This window comes from Snodgrassella sp. B3882 (assembly GCF_026535915.1).
Lineage (GTDB): Bacteria > Pseudomonadota > Gammaproteobacteria > Burkholderiales > Neisseriaceae > Snodgrassella.
In genome coordinates, this window is record NZ_JAFNPF010000001.1 from 1,782,023 (window position 1) to 1,800,262 (window position 18,240).

The 18,240-nt window shown below is 40.4% G+C and carries 13 protein-coding genes and 2 tRNA genes; 8 read left to right on the forward strand and 7 right to left on the reverse strand.

Features of this window, described 5'->3' with window-relative positions; genetic code table 11:
- Position 1: 1 nt before the first annotated feature.
- Both cydD and gluQRS read right to left on the reverse strand, forming a co-directional pair.
- On the reverse strand, positions 2–1,705 hold the full coding sequence (gene cydD, locus J3U68_RS07490) for a thiol reductant ABC exporter subunit CydD (RefSeq protein ID WP_267375810.1): 1,704 nt from the start codon (positions 1,703–1,705) through the stop codon (positions 2–4).
- A 51-nt stretch (positions 1,706–1,756) separates the two neighbouring features.
- Positions 1,757–2,686 carry a tRNA glutamyl-Q(34) synthetase GluQRS gene (gene gluQRS / locus J3U68_RS07495; protein WP_267375811.1) on the reverse strand — a complete coding sequence of 310 codons (930 nt, stop codon included), beginning with the start codon at positions 2,684–2,686 and terminating at the stop codon, positions 1,757–1,759.
- A 261-nt stretch (positions 2,687–2,947) separates the two neighbouring features.
- Here gluQRS and tsaB point away from each other — a divergent pair, with 261 nt between their 5' ends.
- From tsaB to J3U68_RS07535, 8 genes are all read left to right on the forward strand, one after another.
- Positions 2,948–3,625 carry a tRNA (adenosine(37)-N6)-threonylcarbamoyltransferase complex dimerization subunit type 1 TsaB gene (gene tsaB, locus J3U68_RS07500; RefSeq protein WP_267375812.1) on the forward strand — a complete coding sequence of 226 codons (678 nt, stop codon included), beginning with the start codon at positions 2,948–2,950 and terminating at the stop codon, positions 3,623–3,625.
- On the forward strand, positions 3,625–4,056 hold the full coding sequence (gene rimI, locus J3U68_RS07505) for a ribosomal protein S18-alanine N-acetyltransferase (RefSeq protein ID WP_267375814.1): 432 nt from the start codon (positions 3,625–3,627) through the stop codon (positions 4,054–4,056). Before tsaB ends, rimI begins: the two co-directional genes overlap by 1 nt.
- Positions 4,050–4,949 carry a uracil-DNA glycosylase gene (locus tag J3U68_RS07510; protein WP_267375816.1) on the forward strand — a complete coding sequence of 300 codons (900 nt, stop codon included), beginning with the start codon at positions 4,050–4,052 and terminating at the stop codon, positions 4,947–4,949. The genes rimI and J3U68_RS07510 overlap by 7 nt, the downstream gene beginning before the upstream one ends.
- Before the next feature lie 102 nt (positions 4,950–5,051).
- The gene (locus J3U68_RS07515; protein WP_416384643.1) at positions 5,052–7,022 is read left to right on the forward strand and encodes a cation:proton antiporter; all 1,971 of its coding nucleotides are present in this window, start codon (positions 5,052–5,054) and stop codon (positions 7,020–7,022) included.
- A 63-nt stretch (positions 7,023–7,085) separates the two neighbouring features.
- Positions 7,086–7,161: transfer RNA gene (locus J3U68_RS07520), tRNA-Val, on the forward strand.
- 32 nt (positions 7,162–7,193) lie between these two features.
- Positions 7,194–7,270: transfer RNA gene (locus J3U68_RS07525), tRNA-Asp, on the forward strand.
- 1,369 nt (positions 7,271–8,639) lie between these two features.
- The gene (locus tag J3U68_RS07530; protein ID WP_267375818.1) at positions 8,640–9,614 is read left to right on the forward strand and encodes a LysR family transcriptional regulator; all 975 of its coding nucleotides are present in this window, start codon (positions 8,640–8,642) and stop codon (positions 9,612–9,614) included.
- 196 nt (positions 9,615–9,810) lie between these two features.
- Positions 9,811–10,818, forward strand: a complete 1,008-nt coding sequence (locus J3U68_RS07535) for an aldo/keto reductase (protein ID WP_267375820.1) — start codon at positions 9,811–9,813, stop codon at positions 10,816–10,818.
- An 83-nt stretch (positions 10,819–10,901) separates the two neighbouring features.
- On the opposite strand, the gene J3U68_RS07540 is transcribed toward J3U68_RS07535, so the two are convergent.
- The 5 genes from J3U68_RS07540 to J3U68_RS07560 all read right to left on the reverse strand — a co-directional run bounded on the left by J3U68_RS07540 (position 10,902) and on the right by J3U68_RS07560 (position 17,414).
- Entirely contained in the window at positions 10,902–11,945 is a 1,044-nt protein-coding gene (locus J3U68_RS07540) for a zinc-dependent alcohol dehydrogenase family protein (protein ID WP_267375821.1), read from the reverse strand.
- 138 nt (positions 11,946–12,083) lie between these two features.
- Positions 12,084–12,758, reverse strand: coding sequence for a protein-L-isoaspartate(D-aspartate) O-methyltransferase (locus J3U68_RS07545; protein ID WP_323811433.1), 675 nt, complete (start codon positions 12,756–12,758; stop codon positions 12,084–12,086).
- On the reverse strand, positions 12,755–13,507 hold the full coding sequence (gene surE / locus J3U68_RS07550; protein WP_267375822.1) for a 5'/3'-nucleotidase SurE: 753 nt from the start codon (positions 13,505–13,507) through the stop codon (positions 12,755–12,757). The genes J3U68_RS07545 and surE overlap by 4 nt, the downstream gene beginning before the upstream one ends.
- A gap of 489 nt (positions 13,508–13,996) precedes the next feature.
- Positions 13,997–15,445 (reverse strand): anion permease, encoded by a 1,449-nt coding sequence (locus J3U68_RS07555; RefSeq protein WP_267375823.1) that lies wholly within the window; start codon positions 15,443–15,445, stop codon positions 13,997–13,999.
- Positions 15,446–16,277: 832 nt separating this feature from the next.
- The gene (locus J3U68_RS07560; RefSeq protein ID WP_267375824.1) at positions 16,278–17,414 is read right to left on the reverse strand and encodes a polyamine ABC transporter substrate-binding protein; all 1,137 of its coding nucleotides are present in this window, start codon (positions 17,412–17,414) and stop codon (positions 16,278–16,280) included.
- Positions 17,415–18,240 lie beyond the last annotated feature (826 nt).

Genomic DNA, 18,240 nt, shown 5'->3' on the forward strand with positions numbered 1-18,240 from the left:
ATCAATCCTCTCTTACTGCTGATACGACAATCTGTCGGTCAATCCACTGGGTATGACTATGATCATGACTGATGAGTAAAACCGTTTTACCCACACTTAACCGCTCTAACAACGACATAATTTTGGCGGCGGTATCGCTATCAAGATGAGCCGTGGGTTCATCCAACAACCACAATGGCGCATTTCGTAATAGTATCTGTGCTAAAGCCAGACGTTGTAACTGTCCTCCGGACATTCCCTGCCCTCTTTCACCCAATATCGTGTTCATCTTTTCCGGTAATTTTTGGATCAATTCCCATAAGTCAACTTGCTGCAAAACCTCTTGCAATTCAGCTTCCGTGGCTGAATTTTTAGCCAAACGCAGATTATCGGCAATACTCAACGCCATAATTGGTGGTGTCTGAGCTAAATAGGCTATAGATTGACGCAGTAATGACAAATTGATAGTAGTGTAATTGTGTTCATTGATATAAATCTCACCGCTGTAAGGGGCAAAACCGAGCAACGCCTGTAACAAACTCGATTTACCGCTACCACTGGCACCAGTCAGCAACACTCTTTCTTGTGCTTTTACTGTGAAATCCATCTCAGCTAATCGCACACGCTTATCCCTGCCATGTACACACAATTTTTCTGCCTGGATAACTGGCGGTGTGATCAATAAATAATCACTTCGATCGATGTTATTTTGCGATAGTGTCTCCGCCACTTCTAATAATGGCAGCAGATTAGAAGCAGCAGCTTCAGCTTTGGCCTTATCATGATAATCAGCGCCAAGTTGGCGTAAAGGTAGATAAAATTCTGGAGCCAATAATAAAATTAATAAGGCGCCCTGATAATGTACCGGCACCGAACCTTGTGCCCAGGGTAATACCCCCAGTAAGCCTAGGCCAAGATAGACCGCAACCAATGCAATAGCTAAAGCCGCAAATAATTCCAATACAGCAGTGGAGAGAAAGGCTAGCCGTAACACACCCATGGTGCGCGCCCGATAAGATTCTGCCGCATGATCAACAGCTGATTGAGCCTGAGAAATGGCTCCTAACCGGCGCAACGTTGGCATGCCGCGCAAGAGATCTAAAAATCTTCCGCTTAAGCCAGCTAAGGCAGCCAACTGCTGCCGGTTTTTTCGCGCCGCAGCCTCGCCAAGTAAAATCATAAACACCGGCACCAATGGCGCCGTCAGTAACAACAAACAAGCGGAGAGCGGACTGTAAATAAAAGTCACGCCAACAATCATCAAAGGAACAAAGACAGCTAATTTTTGTTGCAATACATAATGAATGAAGTATCCGTCCAAAGCATCTACCTGCTCTAATACCTGAGTAGATAGTGCCCCATCGCTACCATAGGCACTGCGTTCCGGGCCCAAACTGGCAATAGCATTTAATAACTTGCTGCGCAAATTCTGCCGGATAGACATACTGGCACGTTGTAACAATTGATCAATAACATAATTAATGAAAGGGCGGAGCAATAAGCAGGCTGCCAGATAAGGCAATACTGCTCTTAATACAGGCTGAACTAATTGATTGTGTTCCAGCCAAAAGGCGAATAAATAGGCCAATAAACCGTTCTGAATGACCATTAACACTGAATTAACCAGCATTAAATACCATGCCAGACGAAAAGTTGTCGCTTGCTGTTGCTGGAATTTGCGTAAAAACTGTTTAGATATATATTTTGGATCTGAATAATCAACCACTCATTATCCCCTTTAAATGGCCGGACTTTCTGTAATATGGCATCACTAAGATTAATGCGACAGATTAGATAGATATTCTGTTTCAGTATTGATTGGCTCTGGAGCTACCCTCTCTAACTGCCAGTGTTCGACACCCCATTGTAAAAGATCAGCAATATGATCCACCGCCGGAGCCTGTGGCAATTGAAGATAGTTAAACACCTGTCGCATTAATTGCTCCCTTTGATTAAGATTCAATACAGGGGCGCAGGTTTGTTTCGACCATTTTTGTCCAAGTTTATTGGTGAGCAAAGGAACATGAGCATAACAAGGTTGGGGCAAATTTAACAAGCTTTGCAAATAAATTTGTCGGGGAGTAGAACTCAGTAAATCTTCTCCGCGCACTACATGATTTATCCCCTGTACCGCATCATCTACCACCACCGCAAGCTGGTAAGCCCAAAAGCCATCTGCGCGTAATAACACAAAATCTCCCACTTCTTCATCCAGCTGCTGTTCCTGTAATCCTTGAATAGCATCGATAAAAGTGATTTTTTTAGACGGCGATCTTACCCGCCAAGCCGGTTTTTTGCCAGACTCTGACTGCCAGTCAGAAGGCAATAACGAACAACGACCTCCATAGACCATTGCGTCAATACCCTCTCCTCTTGCCTCTGCCTGTACGGTTTTACGACTACAATAACAGCGATAAACCTGATTATTTGCTTGCAAACGTGATAACGCTTGCTGATATAAATGATGACGTTGACTCTGATAAACGACCGTATCGTCCCAATAAAGCGCAAAAGCTTCTAGCGTTGACAAAATTACAGAAGCTGCACCACGCTGTTCGCGCAATGGATCCAAATCCTCCATTCTCACCAGCCATTTTCCCTGATGGCTGCGAGCATCCAAATAAGATGCTACTGCAGTTAATAAAGAGCCAATGTGCAACCATCCGGTAGGGCTTGGGGCAAATCGCCCAATATAAGTATTAGGCACAATCCATATCCATAAATCTTAAATTATTCATTGCATTAACCAAGCCTTCAATGTCCTTTCAGCAACTTACAAGAATAAAACCAACTCAATAAATAAACCCTTTACACTCCTAATTTTTATTTATCGATTGGTTTACTGAGATGAATTAACGTTTCTGGCTTAAGGGTTTCCAATAAGATTTAATCAAAAATCCTATTAAATGTATAATCAGTCATCGAACCAAACTTTGCACCATGACACCAGCCGTCATGTTGGAGTACTATGCTTAGCACCTCATCTTCCCTACTAATTATTGATACCAGCACCAATTATCTATCACTTGGGTTATATCAAAACAACACAACTCACAGCATATATGAAGCTGTTGGCACCAAACAATCAGACTATATTTTACCGAGAATTCAACAATTATTGCAGCAACATCAGACCACCCTATCAAAACTGAAGGCTATTGTCTATGCGCAAGGACCTGGTGCTTTTACTGGTCTAAGAATTGGACTCGGGGTCGCTACTGGATTGGCTTTAGCAACTGATTTACCACTGATCGGAATACCCTGTCTGGATGCTGTCGCCGCACTTAAGCCCGCACAACCCTGTGTTTTGGCCGCTACAGATGCACGCATGAATGAATTATTCTTTGCCTGGTATAACACACTTAATCATACCCGCCTGAGTGATTATCAGGTAGGATCAGCAAACAGCATTCAGCTGCCTGACGGAAACCTTGAAGGTATCGGTGTTGGTAATGCATTTGGATTAAATATTGATTTGCCCGTCGCAGGAGAGAATTTAATGCCTACTGCAGAAATTTATGCTGAGCTGGCTTTAACGGGACGCTATCCCCTTACTGACAGCGCCCATGCCAGTCTGCATTATGTGCGCAATAAAATTGCTCTGACTGCTGCCGAGCAGGCAGCCAGAAAAGCAGAGCGTGGTTGATGGTGATCCGCACAGCATCTTGGTCGGATTTACCGGCACTGGTTAATTTAGAAAAGTTATGCAATCCCGTACCGTGGTCTACGCAGCAGCTTGAGGCAACACTGAATCTGCCCGAACCGATCTGGGTGATGGAAAATGCACAGCATAGCATTGTTGCTATGTTGGTGTGGCAAACTCTCGTCGACGAGGCAGAAATACACCTCCTCAATACTCATCCGCATTACCGAAGACGAGGCTATGCCAGCAATTTACTTAATCATCTCGGTATAATAGCGCAACAGCAGAATATGCAGCGTCTCCTGCTTGAAGTTCGTGCCGGCAATACTAACGCACAACAACTTTATCGACAGCATGGATTCACTGAGTGTGGAATACGTAAACATTATTACTCTGATGGCGAAGATGCCGTGTTAATGGAAAAAATATGTTAGACAGTCGCTACCTTTACCTACATGAAGCCCTTGGCTTAGGACCAATGTGGCTGTCACAAACCGCTCATTTGCATCAATCCAAGCCCGAATCTGACAGCACACCAATCACCGCAACGCAGGCGCAAGACACCAGCACGAAAACGCACCCAGACGCAAGAATATCTGTGGTCAATTCTGAGCTACATCCTGCTATAAACGATCCTGAAAGCACCGCTTCCCATTTACCTACTACTGATCATCGCTTGAGCACACTGCAAAACATCCTAGGCAGTTCTCTAACCGTTAATCACACCTTAACCCCTGCTCCTTCACAAGCTGTAACCGACACAGCCAACATCGCTTCTCAATTAAACCAAGTCGTAACAGAACAGATACTCAAATTTGAAGACATACCTGCGGCCGTTGCTGCTTGCACTCGATGCAGTTTGCATCAAGAACGTTGTGCTCCGATTGTCGGACACGGTGCCATTAATGCTCGATTATTGGTTATTACCCCTAATCCAGCTCCATTAGATGACACTTCTCAACAACTTTTCAGTGGCGAAGCCGGTAAACTATTAAGCAATATGCTCGCTGCAATCAACATCGGTGCTGATGAAGTTTTCTATACCAGTCAGGTAAAATGCGCTCCAAACATCAGTCTGCGTATCACCCAAGACCAAATTCAAGCATGTTTACCTGCACTGAAAGCACAAATTGAACAAATCAAGCCGCGAGCTATATTACTTCTTGGACAAGTTTTCAAACAACTAGAAGAACAATCAAATTTGCAACAATATTTAAACCACATTCCATATGTCATTGCACCGCATCCTGCACGGTTGCTACGCCAAAGCCATCTCAAAGCTTCCGCTTGGACAGCACTCAAAATTTTACACAAATTTTTACAATAATTATCATAATCAGCCAATCTTTAAACTCTTAATCCACACAACATTTTACAACCATGTTAAAATATGCTAATAAAATTTATATTTAAATAAAATCAATAGATTATGCATATTTCTCTTGGTCCTATCGTCATGATACTGTTAGTGGCTGTGTTGGCTGCTATCATCTGCCGGCGCCTGCATATTCCCACCATGCTGGGATATCTGGTAGTGGGTTTTATTGCCGGACCCGGCTGGCTACATTTAATTAATCAAAATCATGCCACTGAATTCATTGGCGAAATCGGCATTACCTTCCTCATGTTTAGCATTGGGTTGGAATTTTCCATAGGCAAACTCAAAGCCATGCGTAGGCTGGTACTGGGCTTAGGAGGATTACAAGTTGCCCTGACACTAACAGCTTTATTCCTCATATTCGCCATCATGGGCATCAAATTAACGTGGGCATTCACCCTCGCAGCGGCCATGACCATGTCTTCTACGGCTATCGTCAGTCGTATCATGGTGGAAAAAAATGAATTAGGACAGCATTATGGTCACATGATCATGGGTGTGCTTTTAATGCAAGACATTGCCGTTGTGCCGTTGATGATTTTATTCCCGGCAATCGCCCACAGCAGTGACGGTCTGTTCTTGCAAATGGGTAAAGCTTTATTAACCATGATCGTGGCACTCGGTCTACTATTGGTTGTTGGCAGTAAAATCATGCCTTCATGGTTTCGCTTGATTGCCCGCACCAAGTCCAGCGAACTCTTTATGATCAACGTATTGTTGGTCACACTGGGTGTTGCTTATTTAACTCAGCTTGCAGGTCTGTCACTCGCTCTAGGCGCCTTTGTAGCTGGTATGCTGATTTCAGAAACTGAATATCGGTATCAGGTCGAAGATGATATTCGTCCCTTCCGCGATATATTGTTAGGTTTCTTCTTCATCACCATCGGGATGAAACTGAATATTCAAGTGCTCCAATCCAGCTGGATGATGGTATTAATTATGCTGGGTCTATTGCTAATATTAAAAGCGGTAGTCATTTTCGGTGCCTGCTATTACATGAAAGAGAAAAGCACCGATGGAGTAAAAACAGCATTATATCTAGCGCAGGGTGGTGAGTTTGGCTTCGTTATGCTCGCCATCGGTGGCTCACTTAAGCTAATCTCCCTGAATCTGCAACAAACTGCCATTGCAGCCATCCTACTTTCAATGATGTTGGCTCCCTTCATCATGAAAAGTACAGACAAAATACTAAAATTGATGGTCAAACGCAGTTGGGATGAACAAGCTGTAGACTTACAAAGCATCTTAGTCGAAACCATGAACAAAACCGATCATATTCTGATTATTGGCTTCGGACGCTGTGGGCAGAACATTGCTCGCATACTGCAACAAGAAAATACCCCCTACTATGCCCTCGACCTAGATGCAGAACGTGTAGCTACCGCTAAAACTGCGGGCGAACCAGTCACCTTTGGCGATGCCAAACGACAGGAAGTCTTACAAGCCGCAGGATTAAAAAGAGCCAATATGGTGCTGATTACCATCAAAAATACCGCTGAAGCCAAGCATATACTGAATAATATCATGCTGATTATTCCCACAATGCCGGTTATCGTGCGCGTAGGAAACGATGACAGCATACCTGCCTTCACCAACATGGGGGCAGACGACATCGTATCAGATGAAAAAGAATCCAGCTTGACTCTTGCCAGTCAAGCACTACTTAGCTCGGGTAAACCATTTGAAGAAGTTTATGAAATCATGCAAAAAATCCGGCAGAATCGCTACCAAGCTCTGGAGGGTTTATTTGCTGGTAGTAATGATGAAATATCTGGAGAACATCTGCATTATTACCGTCAGGCCTTTACCCTTCCACCTGATGCCTATTTAGTGGGTAAAAGTATTAACGATCTGCCTTTAGATAAATTAAAAATCAAATTGCTTTCAGTCCGTCGTAATGCCCACCAATTACGCACATTTGATGATCAATTTCGCTTCAAAAATCAGGATACACTGGTATTACTCGGACCTCGCGATAAAGTAATTTTGTTTGAAAACTGGTCATTACAGGGAAACAATTAATTTTTTCACCTTAGGGTCTTGCCATATTCCTGAGTATCTGGTTTAATAGCGTCTTTCCCAAACGGGTGATTAGCTCAGTTGGTAGAGCGTCTGCCTTACAAGCAGAATGTCGGCGGTTCGACTCCGTCATCACCCACCAGTTTCTAGTTTTATGCATAGCATAAAACACGCGCGGTGGTAGCTCAGTTGGTTAGAGTACCGGCCTGTCACGCCGGGGGTCGCGGGTTCGAGCCCCGTCCGCCGCGCCACAATATCGTAAAAAAGCACAGCAAAAGCTGTGCTTTTTTATTGCGCATAGTTGCCAAATATCTTCAACACTCTTTATTTAAAATCAGTTTTCAAAAAAATTAAGCAGCCAAGTCCTGTTCAGCAACTAGTCTGATTAAATCGCCATAGCTTAACTGATATTATTTAAGCTGACACACATAGTGCAACAAACCTGTAAAGCAAGCACAGCGACGACATCTTTACCCAACTAAGTCAAGTTTTCATCCTCTTCTAGGATGCACCTAAATACGAGAATTTAAAAAATACATTTAATCTCAGCTCATCCCACCTTGTACTTCATCACTGAAACATCAGATCACGTAACGTTAAAATCGCATCATACAAAAATTCATTATTGGAGTTACACTTAGTCCAACAATATTGAGTAAAAGCATCAAATAGTTCAGATGATCATGCAAACCAGAGCTGTATCAAAAAATTATATAGCTCAACTCATAGCACAATTGTCTATATCTATTGTTAAAACAACCATTAAACCAAGGAACAAAAGACTTAAATTGTCTCCCACTCAATCACGATAAGATTTTTTCCTACCAATAAAATATTTAACCAACCATCTCCATAACAAACATCAAACTAAACTATACAGATCAGCCATTTGATAAACAAAGATAGCAATAAAATTTTTGCTGTTCTCCATTCAACTGAGTTGAATAATTAAAAAATCAGATAGCAAAAACAAGATTAAAAAATCGCATTGATCATAAAAAAATCATCATAAATAGATCAAATAAAGATAAAAACTTATATAAATACTGATCACTACATTAAGACCCATTTCATTTCCATTTAATTTATCCAAAAAGTTAATGCTAGAGAATTTATCAGTCTTACACCACTTCATGTCACAAAGATAAATGAATAAACTTCATCAAGCCGGATTAAAAACTCGAGATTATCCATCCCATTAATAGCAGTTAAATAGAATTCTAATCATCTAAATTAATTGATATGCTATGTAAGCAAAGCAAAACGATTTCTATTGATCAATATGAACCATCCTTTAGACAAAGACCATCAATGACCGCATCACCCATTTATAATTTATCTTAATGATTTTATTGAGCAAAAATTCAATAATAGAAAAAAATATTATTTTTATATACCTAACAACCCAAAAAGAAATTTTCCCATATTGATTGCCCCCCCTGCCATTCATTCAGCTTTTAATCATGAATACATGATTAGCAACAAAAGGAACGTTAAATCTCAGCCAATATCCGCAAATTTGACCTATAATATCCCCCAATGATATTTGCAAGAAGATTGAATAAAATCTTGTCATTTTCTTTTTATATACAGACTCTATTTTTTTAACAGAGGGGCTTAATGTCTAATCAAATACTGATTCGACCCGAATATAAACACGAAAATTCTGCAATATACAGCAGACATTTACCCACAATCAGACAACTTCAATATTTTCTGGCTGTGTGTGAAGAAGGTAATTTTCGCAAGGCAGCCAGTAGGCTCGGGATTAGTCAGCCGCCTTTATCTATGCAGATTAAGGAATTGGAAGAAAAATTACAGACCATCCTTCTGATACGCAATACCCGCTATGTATTGCTTACAGAACAAGGCAAAATGTTTCGGGATTTGGCGCAAAATTGGCTTGAAAATTTATCCAAAACCATCACCCATGTTAATAAACAACCCATCGACAAAATCACATTGGGTATCACCAAAATTCTTGGGTTTAACTTCATCCCCTTACTGCGCAATTTCACCACTCATTTTCAGCAACAAATCGATATCTTGCAACAAGACTATTCCTCAAAAGAGCTAATAGCAGAATTCACCAAAAAAAATATAGATTTAGTGATTGTTTCTGACTACAAAAACAATAACAAACAGGTAAATAGCCTCTTGGTATATCAAGAGCCCTTAGTCTTAGCACTACCAGAACATCATCCAGCCAGTTCTCAGGAGCGCATAGATTTAAATACCGTGGTAGATTTACCCTTATACTGCTGCAAACGTTATCAAAATCCTGATTTGTACGAAAAATTAATCAGGGTAATGAGCCATCTATCCAAACCTATAGCAATGCAACCAAAATTACCTAACTTCCTCACCATGCTGATGGAAATCGCTATGGGCAGAGGTATGCTGTTATTGCCACAATCCATGGCACAGGCGCACATACAAGGAGCAGTTTATAAAAAATTGACGCTTGAATATGAAAAACAACTAGCTTTAGATATGCATCTGCTCTGGCATCAGTCAAATGATGACAATCCAACCATAAAATCAATGATCGAATTTTTACAAAAAAACAGAACAGAAACAGAATATATTGAATAAATGCATTAATTTATGTTTAAAAAAAAATCCGTATTGATATATTTTTAATATCAACAATTTCGTATTTCTCCTGCAATCATTTATTTATTACCATCACTGACAGCAGCAACAAGATTATTAGCTTGTGATTTTATCCAGATATGAAGTTTATCCGAATAAAAGCATGAGATAACTTATACACATAGGATAATAAATAATGACTCATAAAATGCCACAACGAAAACTCGGTCAACATTTAACCGTATCAGCCATTGGCTATGGTGCAATGGGATTAAGCGAATTTTATGGTGATATTGACACAGCACAGGCACAAAAGGTACTGCATAAAGTTATTGAAAGCGGTGTAACGTTAATTGATACTGCAGACATGTACGGCCGTGGTGAAAATGAAAAGCTTATCGGATCAGTATTGAAAACATTACCCGCTTCAGAACGGCACAATTTAACCATTGCCACAAAATGCGGCATCGATCGAAATAATACCACTGGCTACAGCCGCAACATCAATAATCAACCTAGCTACATCAAAAAAAGCTGTGACGAATCCCTCGCCAGACTGGGTATTGAACAGATTGATTTGTATTATATCCACCGTATTGATCCAAATGCTCAGATCGAAGAAACCATGCAAACCTTGGCTGAGCTGAAACAAGCGGGCAAAATTGCTAATATTGGATTATGTGAAGTTTCTGCACCTGTTTTAGAAAAAGCTTTTGCCGTTCATCCTGTGGATGTAATACAAACTGAATATTCATTGTGGACCAGAGATATTGAAGAAGAAATTATCCCTTTGCTTAAAAAATACAATATCGGACTGGTACCCTATTCTCCATTAGGGCGAGGATTTTTAACTGGACGGATTCAAAGTAAAGACAGTTTACCTGAGAATGATTTCCGGCGTACCAATCCCCGCTTTCAGGATGGTAATTTTGAGCATAACAAACAATTGCTACAAGTCTTAGAACCCATGAGTACCAAGTACAATTGCACCTTGGGACAAATCGCCTTAGCATGGTTATTGGCTCAATGGGAACACATAGTTCCGATTCCAGGAACCAAAAATGAAAAATACCTGCTTGAAAATAATCAGGCTAGCTTACTGCAATTGGATGAAACTGATATCAAAACATTGAATGATTTGAAAAACAGCATTCAAATTCAAGGGGAACGGTATACACATGAAGGAATGAAAGGTATCGTTTGAATTTAAAAGTAAAAATTCAACTCACTTAACTACCTAAACATTACCCCACCACAGATCTTTATCTGTGGTGGGGTAATACTCTATTACTGACCAATAACCAATAAAGATTTAATTGCTTGCCGTTGATCCATCGCTTCGTAGGCTGCCTGTATATCCAAGAGATTAAAACGCTGCGTAAACACCTTACCCGGTTGTATCTCTCCATTCAAAACAGCTTGCAATAACTGATTTTTATCGTAAGTGGTTACACTAGCAATTCCTCCACGCAACCCAACATTACGCCAAAAAATATCACTCCTTTGAAGGTCAGAGTCATGAGGTACGCCCACACAGCCAACAATCGCGCCTGGTCTGGTAATATGAATTGCCGTTTGCAAAGATTCTTGTGTGCCAACGCATTCCAACACAGCATCAGCACCTGAAAGATGAGTCAAATCTATTACCCTTTTGACAGCCTCTTCTCCTCGTTCCGGAACAATATCAGTCGCGCCAAATTCTTTGGCCAGTTGAGCACGGTCTGCATGTCGACTCATGGCAATGATACGTGTGGCACCTCGCATTTTGGCTGCAATCACGCCACACAGACCAACCGCACCATCACCCATAACCACTACAGTATCCCCTTTTTTTACTTCAGCACTGGCCGCAGCATGGTAACCCGTAGCCATAACATCAGCTAATGTCAAAAGAGAATTCAATACCGAATCTGAGTAATCTTCAGGTTGACCAGGGATCTTAACTAATGCCCAATCTGCATTAGTGAAACGCAAATATTCTCCCTGATATCCACCATTACCCCCTTCTTCCTGATTCAGGCAATTACCATCAAATCCAGCTTTACAAGCTACACAATGTCCACAACCATGGGTAAAGGGGGCAATAACAAAGTCACCCGCCCTAACGTGAGTTACCTCACTCCCCACTTCTTCTACAATACCTATAGCTTCATGACCTATTGTAGAATTAGCTTGACGCGAACTAATGCCCCTAAACCACCAAAGATCCGATCCACAAACACACGAACGAACAATACGAATAATTGCATCGGTGGGTTGCTGTATGGTCGGCTTGGGCATCTGACGAATTTCTACTTTGCCAGGGGCTACAAAAACGGCTACATTCATCATAACTTATCCTTTAGGGAAACAAAGACAATCTGCTGTCAGCTATCCCATAGCTTATACCTTAATAATATAATTGTATAGTATAATCAATAAGTTAAAAATAATGGCAATTTTTAAAATCGTGATTAGGACGTGTAAACATCAATTATCATTAACCAAGGGTACAAACAACGCTTTTTGTACACAAGTTTCCTGAAAACCTTTAGCAGTTTTATCAATGACCCATAAAAACTGAATACCGCCTTCATCTAAAGGCAAAACCATACGCCCACCGATTGCCAGTTGTTGCAACAATGGCAATGGCACTTCCTTGGGAGCTGCTGTGAGCATAATGCCATCAAAGGGCGCTTGCTGAGGTAAACCAAGATAACCATCTCCACAGACTAAACGCGCCTGTGACTGTAATCGTACTGCGCGTAAATTCTGCTTGGCACGCTCATGCAAAGACCGTATACGCTCGATAGAATAAATTTCTTTAATTTTTAGTGCTTGTAAAATAGCTGTCTGATAACCACATCCTGTGCCAATTTCCAAAATACGCTGATTAACATTAATTGGGCGTTTGGCAAAAAGTAACTGAGTCATGACGGCCACCGTATAGGGCTGGGAAATAGTCTGCCCGAGTCCCAACGGCAACGACATATCATCATAGGCTCGCGATCTCAATGCCTCTTCAACAAACAAATGTCTGGGTACAGTCACCATTGCTTCTAATACTTCTTCGCGCGTTATACCCATCTGACGCAAGCGCGCCACCATGCGTGCTCGACGTAACTCAAATCCGGTCCAACCCGCACCCTGACCCACTTTATTCACCACTTGATGTCCTGTACAAATGAATGGACACTTCCCATTTGTTGATAGTCAGTTAAATCCAAATTTATCGGCGTGATGGTTACATATCCAGCATGATTGTCGGCAAAATCCGTATCCGCTTTACTGGTATCGGCATTGCCTACACCGCCAATCCAATACATGATTTCCCCACGTGGATTTTTTGAAGGAACGATACAATGTTCATGATGACGTCGCCCAAGTCTGACTACCCTTATACCTTTTATTTCATTTTCCGAAACTGGCGGAATATTAATATTCCATAATACGGGCTCAGTTGGCAGCTCTCCACAAACTTTTTGCAATATAGTTGTTGCAACCTTTTCTGCTGTTCTCCAATATTGACCGCTTCGATCACACAACGAAAAAGCCAGAGAAGGAATTCCCATCAAATAAGCTTCCGTTGCAGCTGCAACCGTACCAGAATATAGGACATCGTCACCCATATTAGCGCCATGATTGATGCCAGTTATCACCAAATCAGGCTTAAAGTCTGCCATCGTATGCATAGCAACATGAATACAATCAGTCGGCGTGCCGTTGACAAAATAAAATCCGTTACTTGCTTGTTTAATTGTTAATGGACGATTCAATGTAAATGAATTACTGACTCCACTTTGATCACTTTCCGGAGCAACTACTCGTATTTCGGCAAATTTCTCCGCAGTTCGCGCCAGTGTTGCTATCCCCTCGGCCAAATAACCATCATCATTACAAATTAAAATTTTCATAATCATCCATTTCCAATTGCTGGTGAATCAACTTGATCATTCACCCCAAACAGCAACATTTATACCATAGATAGATATCGAGTTTTGGATTACCGATTAAACAACCACTCAAAACATGAGCAAACTAACATTTAAACCCTATTACTATCAACCTTACCTGTTACATTTGGGTACATAATAATTTAAGTAGCCATTTTTGCCACTGCAACAACATCGGCAATCAATGCTTATTATAAGAGTTTCCAGCATATTCTGGCAGCATCGATTTAAACAGTAACCCAAAATAATTATTCACATCATTGCTGTCTAATCACATTTATTAAATTCATTTCTTTACCATACAATCCGCCAACTATTCCTAAACAAAGCCTCCAAACAAAAAACACCCTCAAACCATTTTAAGCATGGCAAGCTTAATTACCCCAATGATTAACCCATATAAAAAAACGGGGAATAAATCTCCCCGTTTTCTCAAAGGTAAAGCTAAAATTATTTACCAATTAAACCCATAGACATGAGCAGTTCCCACCATGCAATACCAACAGTACAGTGAATAATCAAACTACCAAATCCGATAATCGCACCGACAATCCACCATGTTTTGGTATCGTTGTATCCGGCACCGAAAATAATCGGAGCAGCTGCACCACCATAGTGAGTCATGGCACCACCGTAGGCATTGGAGAATAACAATCCTAATGCCAGCAACATTGGGTTAGCTCCAGCTACGGAACCGACAGTTGCAAATACTGGAACCATGGCTGCTACATAGGCACCACCAGACGCAAACAGATAACGAATGGCTACACTCAGCAACAGGATAGACAGTAAAGCAAGGGTATTATGATCGCCAAAATTTAGATTAGCTTGCAAGGTCTCCGCCAACCAAGCGAAGAAACCGGCTTTAGTCAAAGTAGAAGACAAACCAATGATGCCACCGTACCAAATTAAAGTGTTCCAGCCACCTTTATTTTTCAGGACATCATCCCAGGTAACCACATTGATAATTAACGCAGTAGCCATTACGCACAATGCTACAGTAGAGGCATCCATACCTAATTGTTTTGAAAAAATCCAGCCGCCCAAAGCCATGATGAACAGCACGGCCAGCATTTTCTCAGATTTTTTCATTGGACCCAGTTCCTGCAGACCTTTAGCTGAAATTTCTTTGTTATTCACCTTTTTCAGTTCAGGTGGATAACAGAAGTAGATCACCAGAGGAGTCAGTAACAGACAGATCAGTCCAGGTACAGCGGCGGCCAAAGCCCATTGACCCCAACTCAAATCAATCTTCAAGATTGGAGCCATCATAGATAGAGCCAATGCATTGGGCGCCATGGCAGTCAGGAACATGTAACTGGTGGTTTTAGTTACCATGTAGACATTGATCATCAAATAATGACCAGCCTTACGCGGACTCGTTACTGGATCAGAACCCAGCGCACTGGCCACACTGTTAATAATCGGAAACACAATACCACCAGCACGGGCAGTATTTGATGGCGTAGCCGGTGCAATCAGCAAATCCAGAAATACGGTTACATAGCCTAGACCCAGTGTGGTGCTACCCATTTTACCGATCAAGTAATAGGCGATACGTTTACCTAGACCAGTAGTGACAAATGCCGCACTCAGCGTAAATGCAGCAAAAACTAGCCAGGTAGTACCTGATTGATAGCCACTAAGCACTTGACCCATTTTAATGGCTTGTTCTTTTGGCACTGCTGTATTACCAATAGTCACTGCGGATGCAGCAACAGATCCAAGCAAAATAACAGGCTCAGAATAAGGTTTGAGCACCAAACCGACAATTGCAGTCAGGTAAAGACCAAACAATCGCCAAGCCAGTACAGGTAAGCCTTCCGGTGGCGGAATGAGAAAGATGATAAGAGGGATGAGAATTAAAACACCCAACTTCCACATTTTGGATTTATTCATAATATTATCTCAATAGTTCAGGCAAAAAATCGTATCTAGTTTAAATAGAATTCAATTGAAAATAAATAAATTTCAATCTTTTTTTAAATAGGAACGTTGTCTTGAAATTATATTTCAATTTTTTAACAATTGGGTATAAGAATTTTAAATTATTTAAATATATTTAAAAAATACTAGGACCCCTACAGTAACATATTTCAATCTGATCAATTACTCAATTTCATAGATATTTGACCTAATACAGATATTCATTAAAAACAAATATCTATATTAAATTATTGGGTGTATTGTTATAGATTCCCTAATAATAGCCACCATAAAACCTATTTGCTTTTAATACAATATAGCGAAAAATCATATATTTAAAGTAATTGATGATTTTATTAAAAAGTTAACAAATAAATTAATTTAACCTCAATACACCCTTCCCTAAAATTCCTGTTTATGTCAAATAATTCCCGAACATTTTCAGATTAATAAATTAAATTATTGATATTTAATGTAATTAAATATCTTGAATTACCTCATCCGCACATCAATGCACAGTATCATCAACTGGAAAATTATGATCAATACCAATCTATTAAATCTTGATCTTGTTTAAATAATTCAAAAATTTTTTTTGCAAGGTCAAATTTGCGGCAATTAATCTACATATCCTCAAAATTATGCTTAAACAACCTTCGATTCAGATGCAAATTTGCAACAGCCCCCCTTAATCGCCGTGTTGCAAAAACACCAGCAGTATCTAGCCAACCGCTAAAATATCAGCACAAAAAAAATGAGCATAAAAGCTCACTTTTTTGCACAGAAACTTCAGATTCAAATACCGCTACTGACCAGCCTTCACCTGTTGAAACAGTCGTACAGCCAATCTTACCGCATCCTGAGATTTTGGTGAAACCACAAAACTTTTATCCAAAATTTCTTTAGGTGGAAATATGCTCGGATCAGATGTTAAAGACTTATCCATTAATGCCTTAGCAGTAGTCGTTGCAGGAGCAAAGGTCACATATGAGCCATTTTTGGCAGACACTTTTGCATCCAAAGTATAGTTAATATACTTCAAAGCATTGGCAACATTTTGCGCATCTTTGGGAATCATAAAAGAGTCAATCCAGATACCGACTCCTTCCTTAGGCACCAATACCTTTAATTCCACTCCACTATTGGCATCTTTAGCACGCTTTTTAGCAATATTTAAATCACCGCCATACCCAGTTGCCACACAAATATCACCACGAGCCATGTCATCGATGTATCCAGATGAACTAAAACGTTTCACATCATCGCGCACCGACTTAATCAAATTCGTGGCAGCTTTGATATCTTCTGGATCACTGCTGTTGGGATCTTTACCGAGGTAATGTAGTGCCAGCGGATACAATTCAGTTGGACTGTCAAAAAGAGAAATACCACAATTTTTCAACTTATGAGTATATTCTGGATTAAACACCAAATCCCAAAGATTATCCGGTAATTCACCCCCAAGGGCTTTCTCAACTTGAGTTTGATTGATCCCGATGGTATTAATCCCCCAAAAATAGGGCACGGCATATTGATTACCTGGATCAACCTTATCCATCATTTTTAATAAATTCGGGTCAATATCATTGTAATAAGACAACTGACTTTTATTAATAGGCTGATAAGCGCCAGCTTTAATTTCTCGTCCTACATTGGCAATCGACGGCACCACCAAATCATAACCGGATCGACCGATTAGAATCTTGGCTTCCAGCGTCTCATTGCTGTCATAATAATCATAACGAACTTTGATATGATTATTATTTTCAAATGCTTTCACCGTATCAGGATCAACATAATCTGACCAGTTATAAATATTTAGCTGATCAGTATGATTCGTCGTTTTCTGAACAGTCGCTGAATCTTTATTTGATGTACCAGCATCAGTGCAGGCAAACAATATCAAGCCCATGATGGCCGACAACATCCAAAACTTTTTCATCCATCTTTCCCATAAGTTTATACAGACTACCAAAGAAACATAACTAGCCAGATTTCTCCGGTACAGCCATCAATAATTCGACATTAAACTGTGAAATACCCTAGCATGCAAGAGTATTTGGCAAATTATTACAGTATAACTGATCTCATAGGGTACAAAACCAGCATAATATTCAAAAAATGAGACGAAAAGACCAATATAATCCATAAGCTAGCATAAAAGAGACGCATAGTGTCAATACATGCGTCATACTCATAAATAAACCATAACAATCTGCCGCCAAAATGATCTGTATGAGCTCAAATTCAATTAGTCTGAAAAAAGATCTATATTAAAGTGGTTGTCGCCTTTTTACTTGCAATAAATAGCCCTGTGCAACGTTGATACTGACATGACAGATTAAAAATAGCATGGCGCACACCAGCCGCAACCATTATCACGATCTAGCTTAATTTATCCGAGGAAGAATTGAGCTCGACTCATTCCTTAAAAAGCAGACACAACATAAAATAGTCACCATCTTCGCTGACAACTGGATCGAATGATTTTGCTCCAGAGTAGATTTAGCATAAATTGACACCATTCACTATTGCTACAGCGTGAATACCAGCCTCTGCCAGAGTTTTTATCATGATCAAGCCCCAGCCTTTTTGATTAACTATTCAGCTGCAAACCAAACAGCTTCAAAACTGACTACCTAATCTGCCATAGCAACAATTCCTGCTGATTACAACACAGAATACAAAACTGCAATGCAGAGCATAAATGCGGCCATCCCCGCAGCATTGCAACTTCGACCAAACCTTACAATTACTCATGCTCGGGC

Bases quoted from the DNA above. Each gene is read 5' to 3' on its own strand.
- tsaB (WP_267375812.1), top strand. From the start codon at position 2,948: ATGCTTAGCACCTCATCTTCCCTACTAATTATTGATACCAGCACCAAT.
- rimI (WP_267375814.1), top strand. From the start codon at position 3,625: ATGGTGATCCGCACAGCATCTTGGTCGGATTTACCGGCACTGGTTAAT.
- J3U68_RS07510 (WP_267375816.1), top strand. From the start codon at position 4,050: ATGTTAGACAGTCGCTACCTTTACCTACATGAAGCCCTTGGCTTAGGA.
- J3U68_RS07515 (WP_416384643.1), top strand. From the start codon at position 5,052: ATGCATATTTCTCTTGGTCCTATCGTCATGATACTGTTAGTGGCTGTG.
- J3U68_RS07530 (WP_267375818.1), top strand. From the start codon at position 8,640: ATGTCTAATCAAATACTGATTCGACCCGAATATAAACACGAAAATTCT.
- J3U68_RS07535 (WP_267375820.1), top strand. From the start codon at position 9,811: ATGACTCATAAAATGCCACAACGAAAACTCGGTCAACATTTAACCGTA.
- J3U68_RS07540 (WP_267375821.1), bottom strand. From the start codon at position 11,945: ATGATGAATGTAGCCGTTTTTGTAGCCCCTGGCAAAGTAGAAATTCGT.
- surE (WP_267375822.1), bottom strand. From the start codon at position 13,507: ATGAAAATTTTAATTTGTAATGATGATGGTTATTTGGCCGAGGGGATA.
- J3U68_RS07555 (WP_267375823.1), bottom strand. From the start codon at position 15,445: ATGAATAAATCCAAAATGTGGAAGTTGGGTGTTTTAATTCTCATCCCT.
- J3U68_RS07560 (WP_267375824.1), bottom strand. From the start codon at position 17,414: ATGAAAAAGTTTTGGATGTTGTCGGCCATCATGGGCTTGATATTGTTT.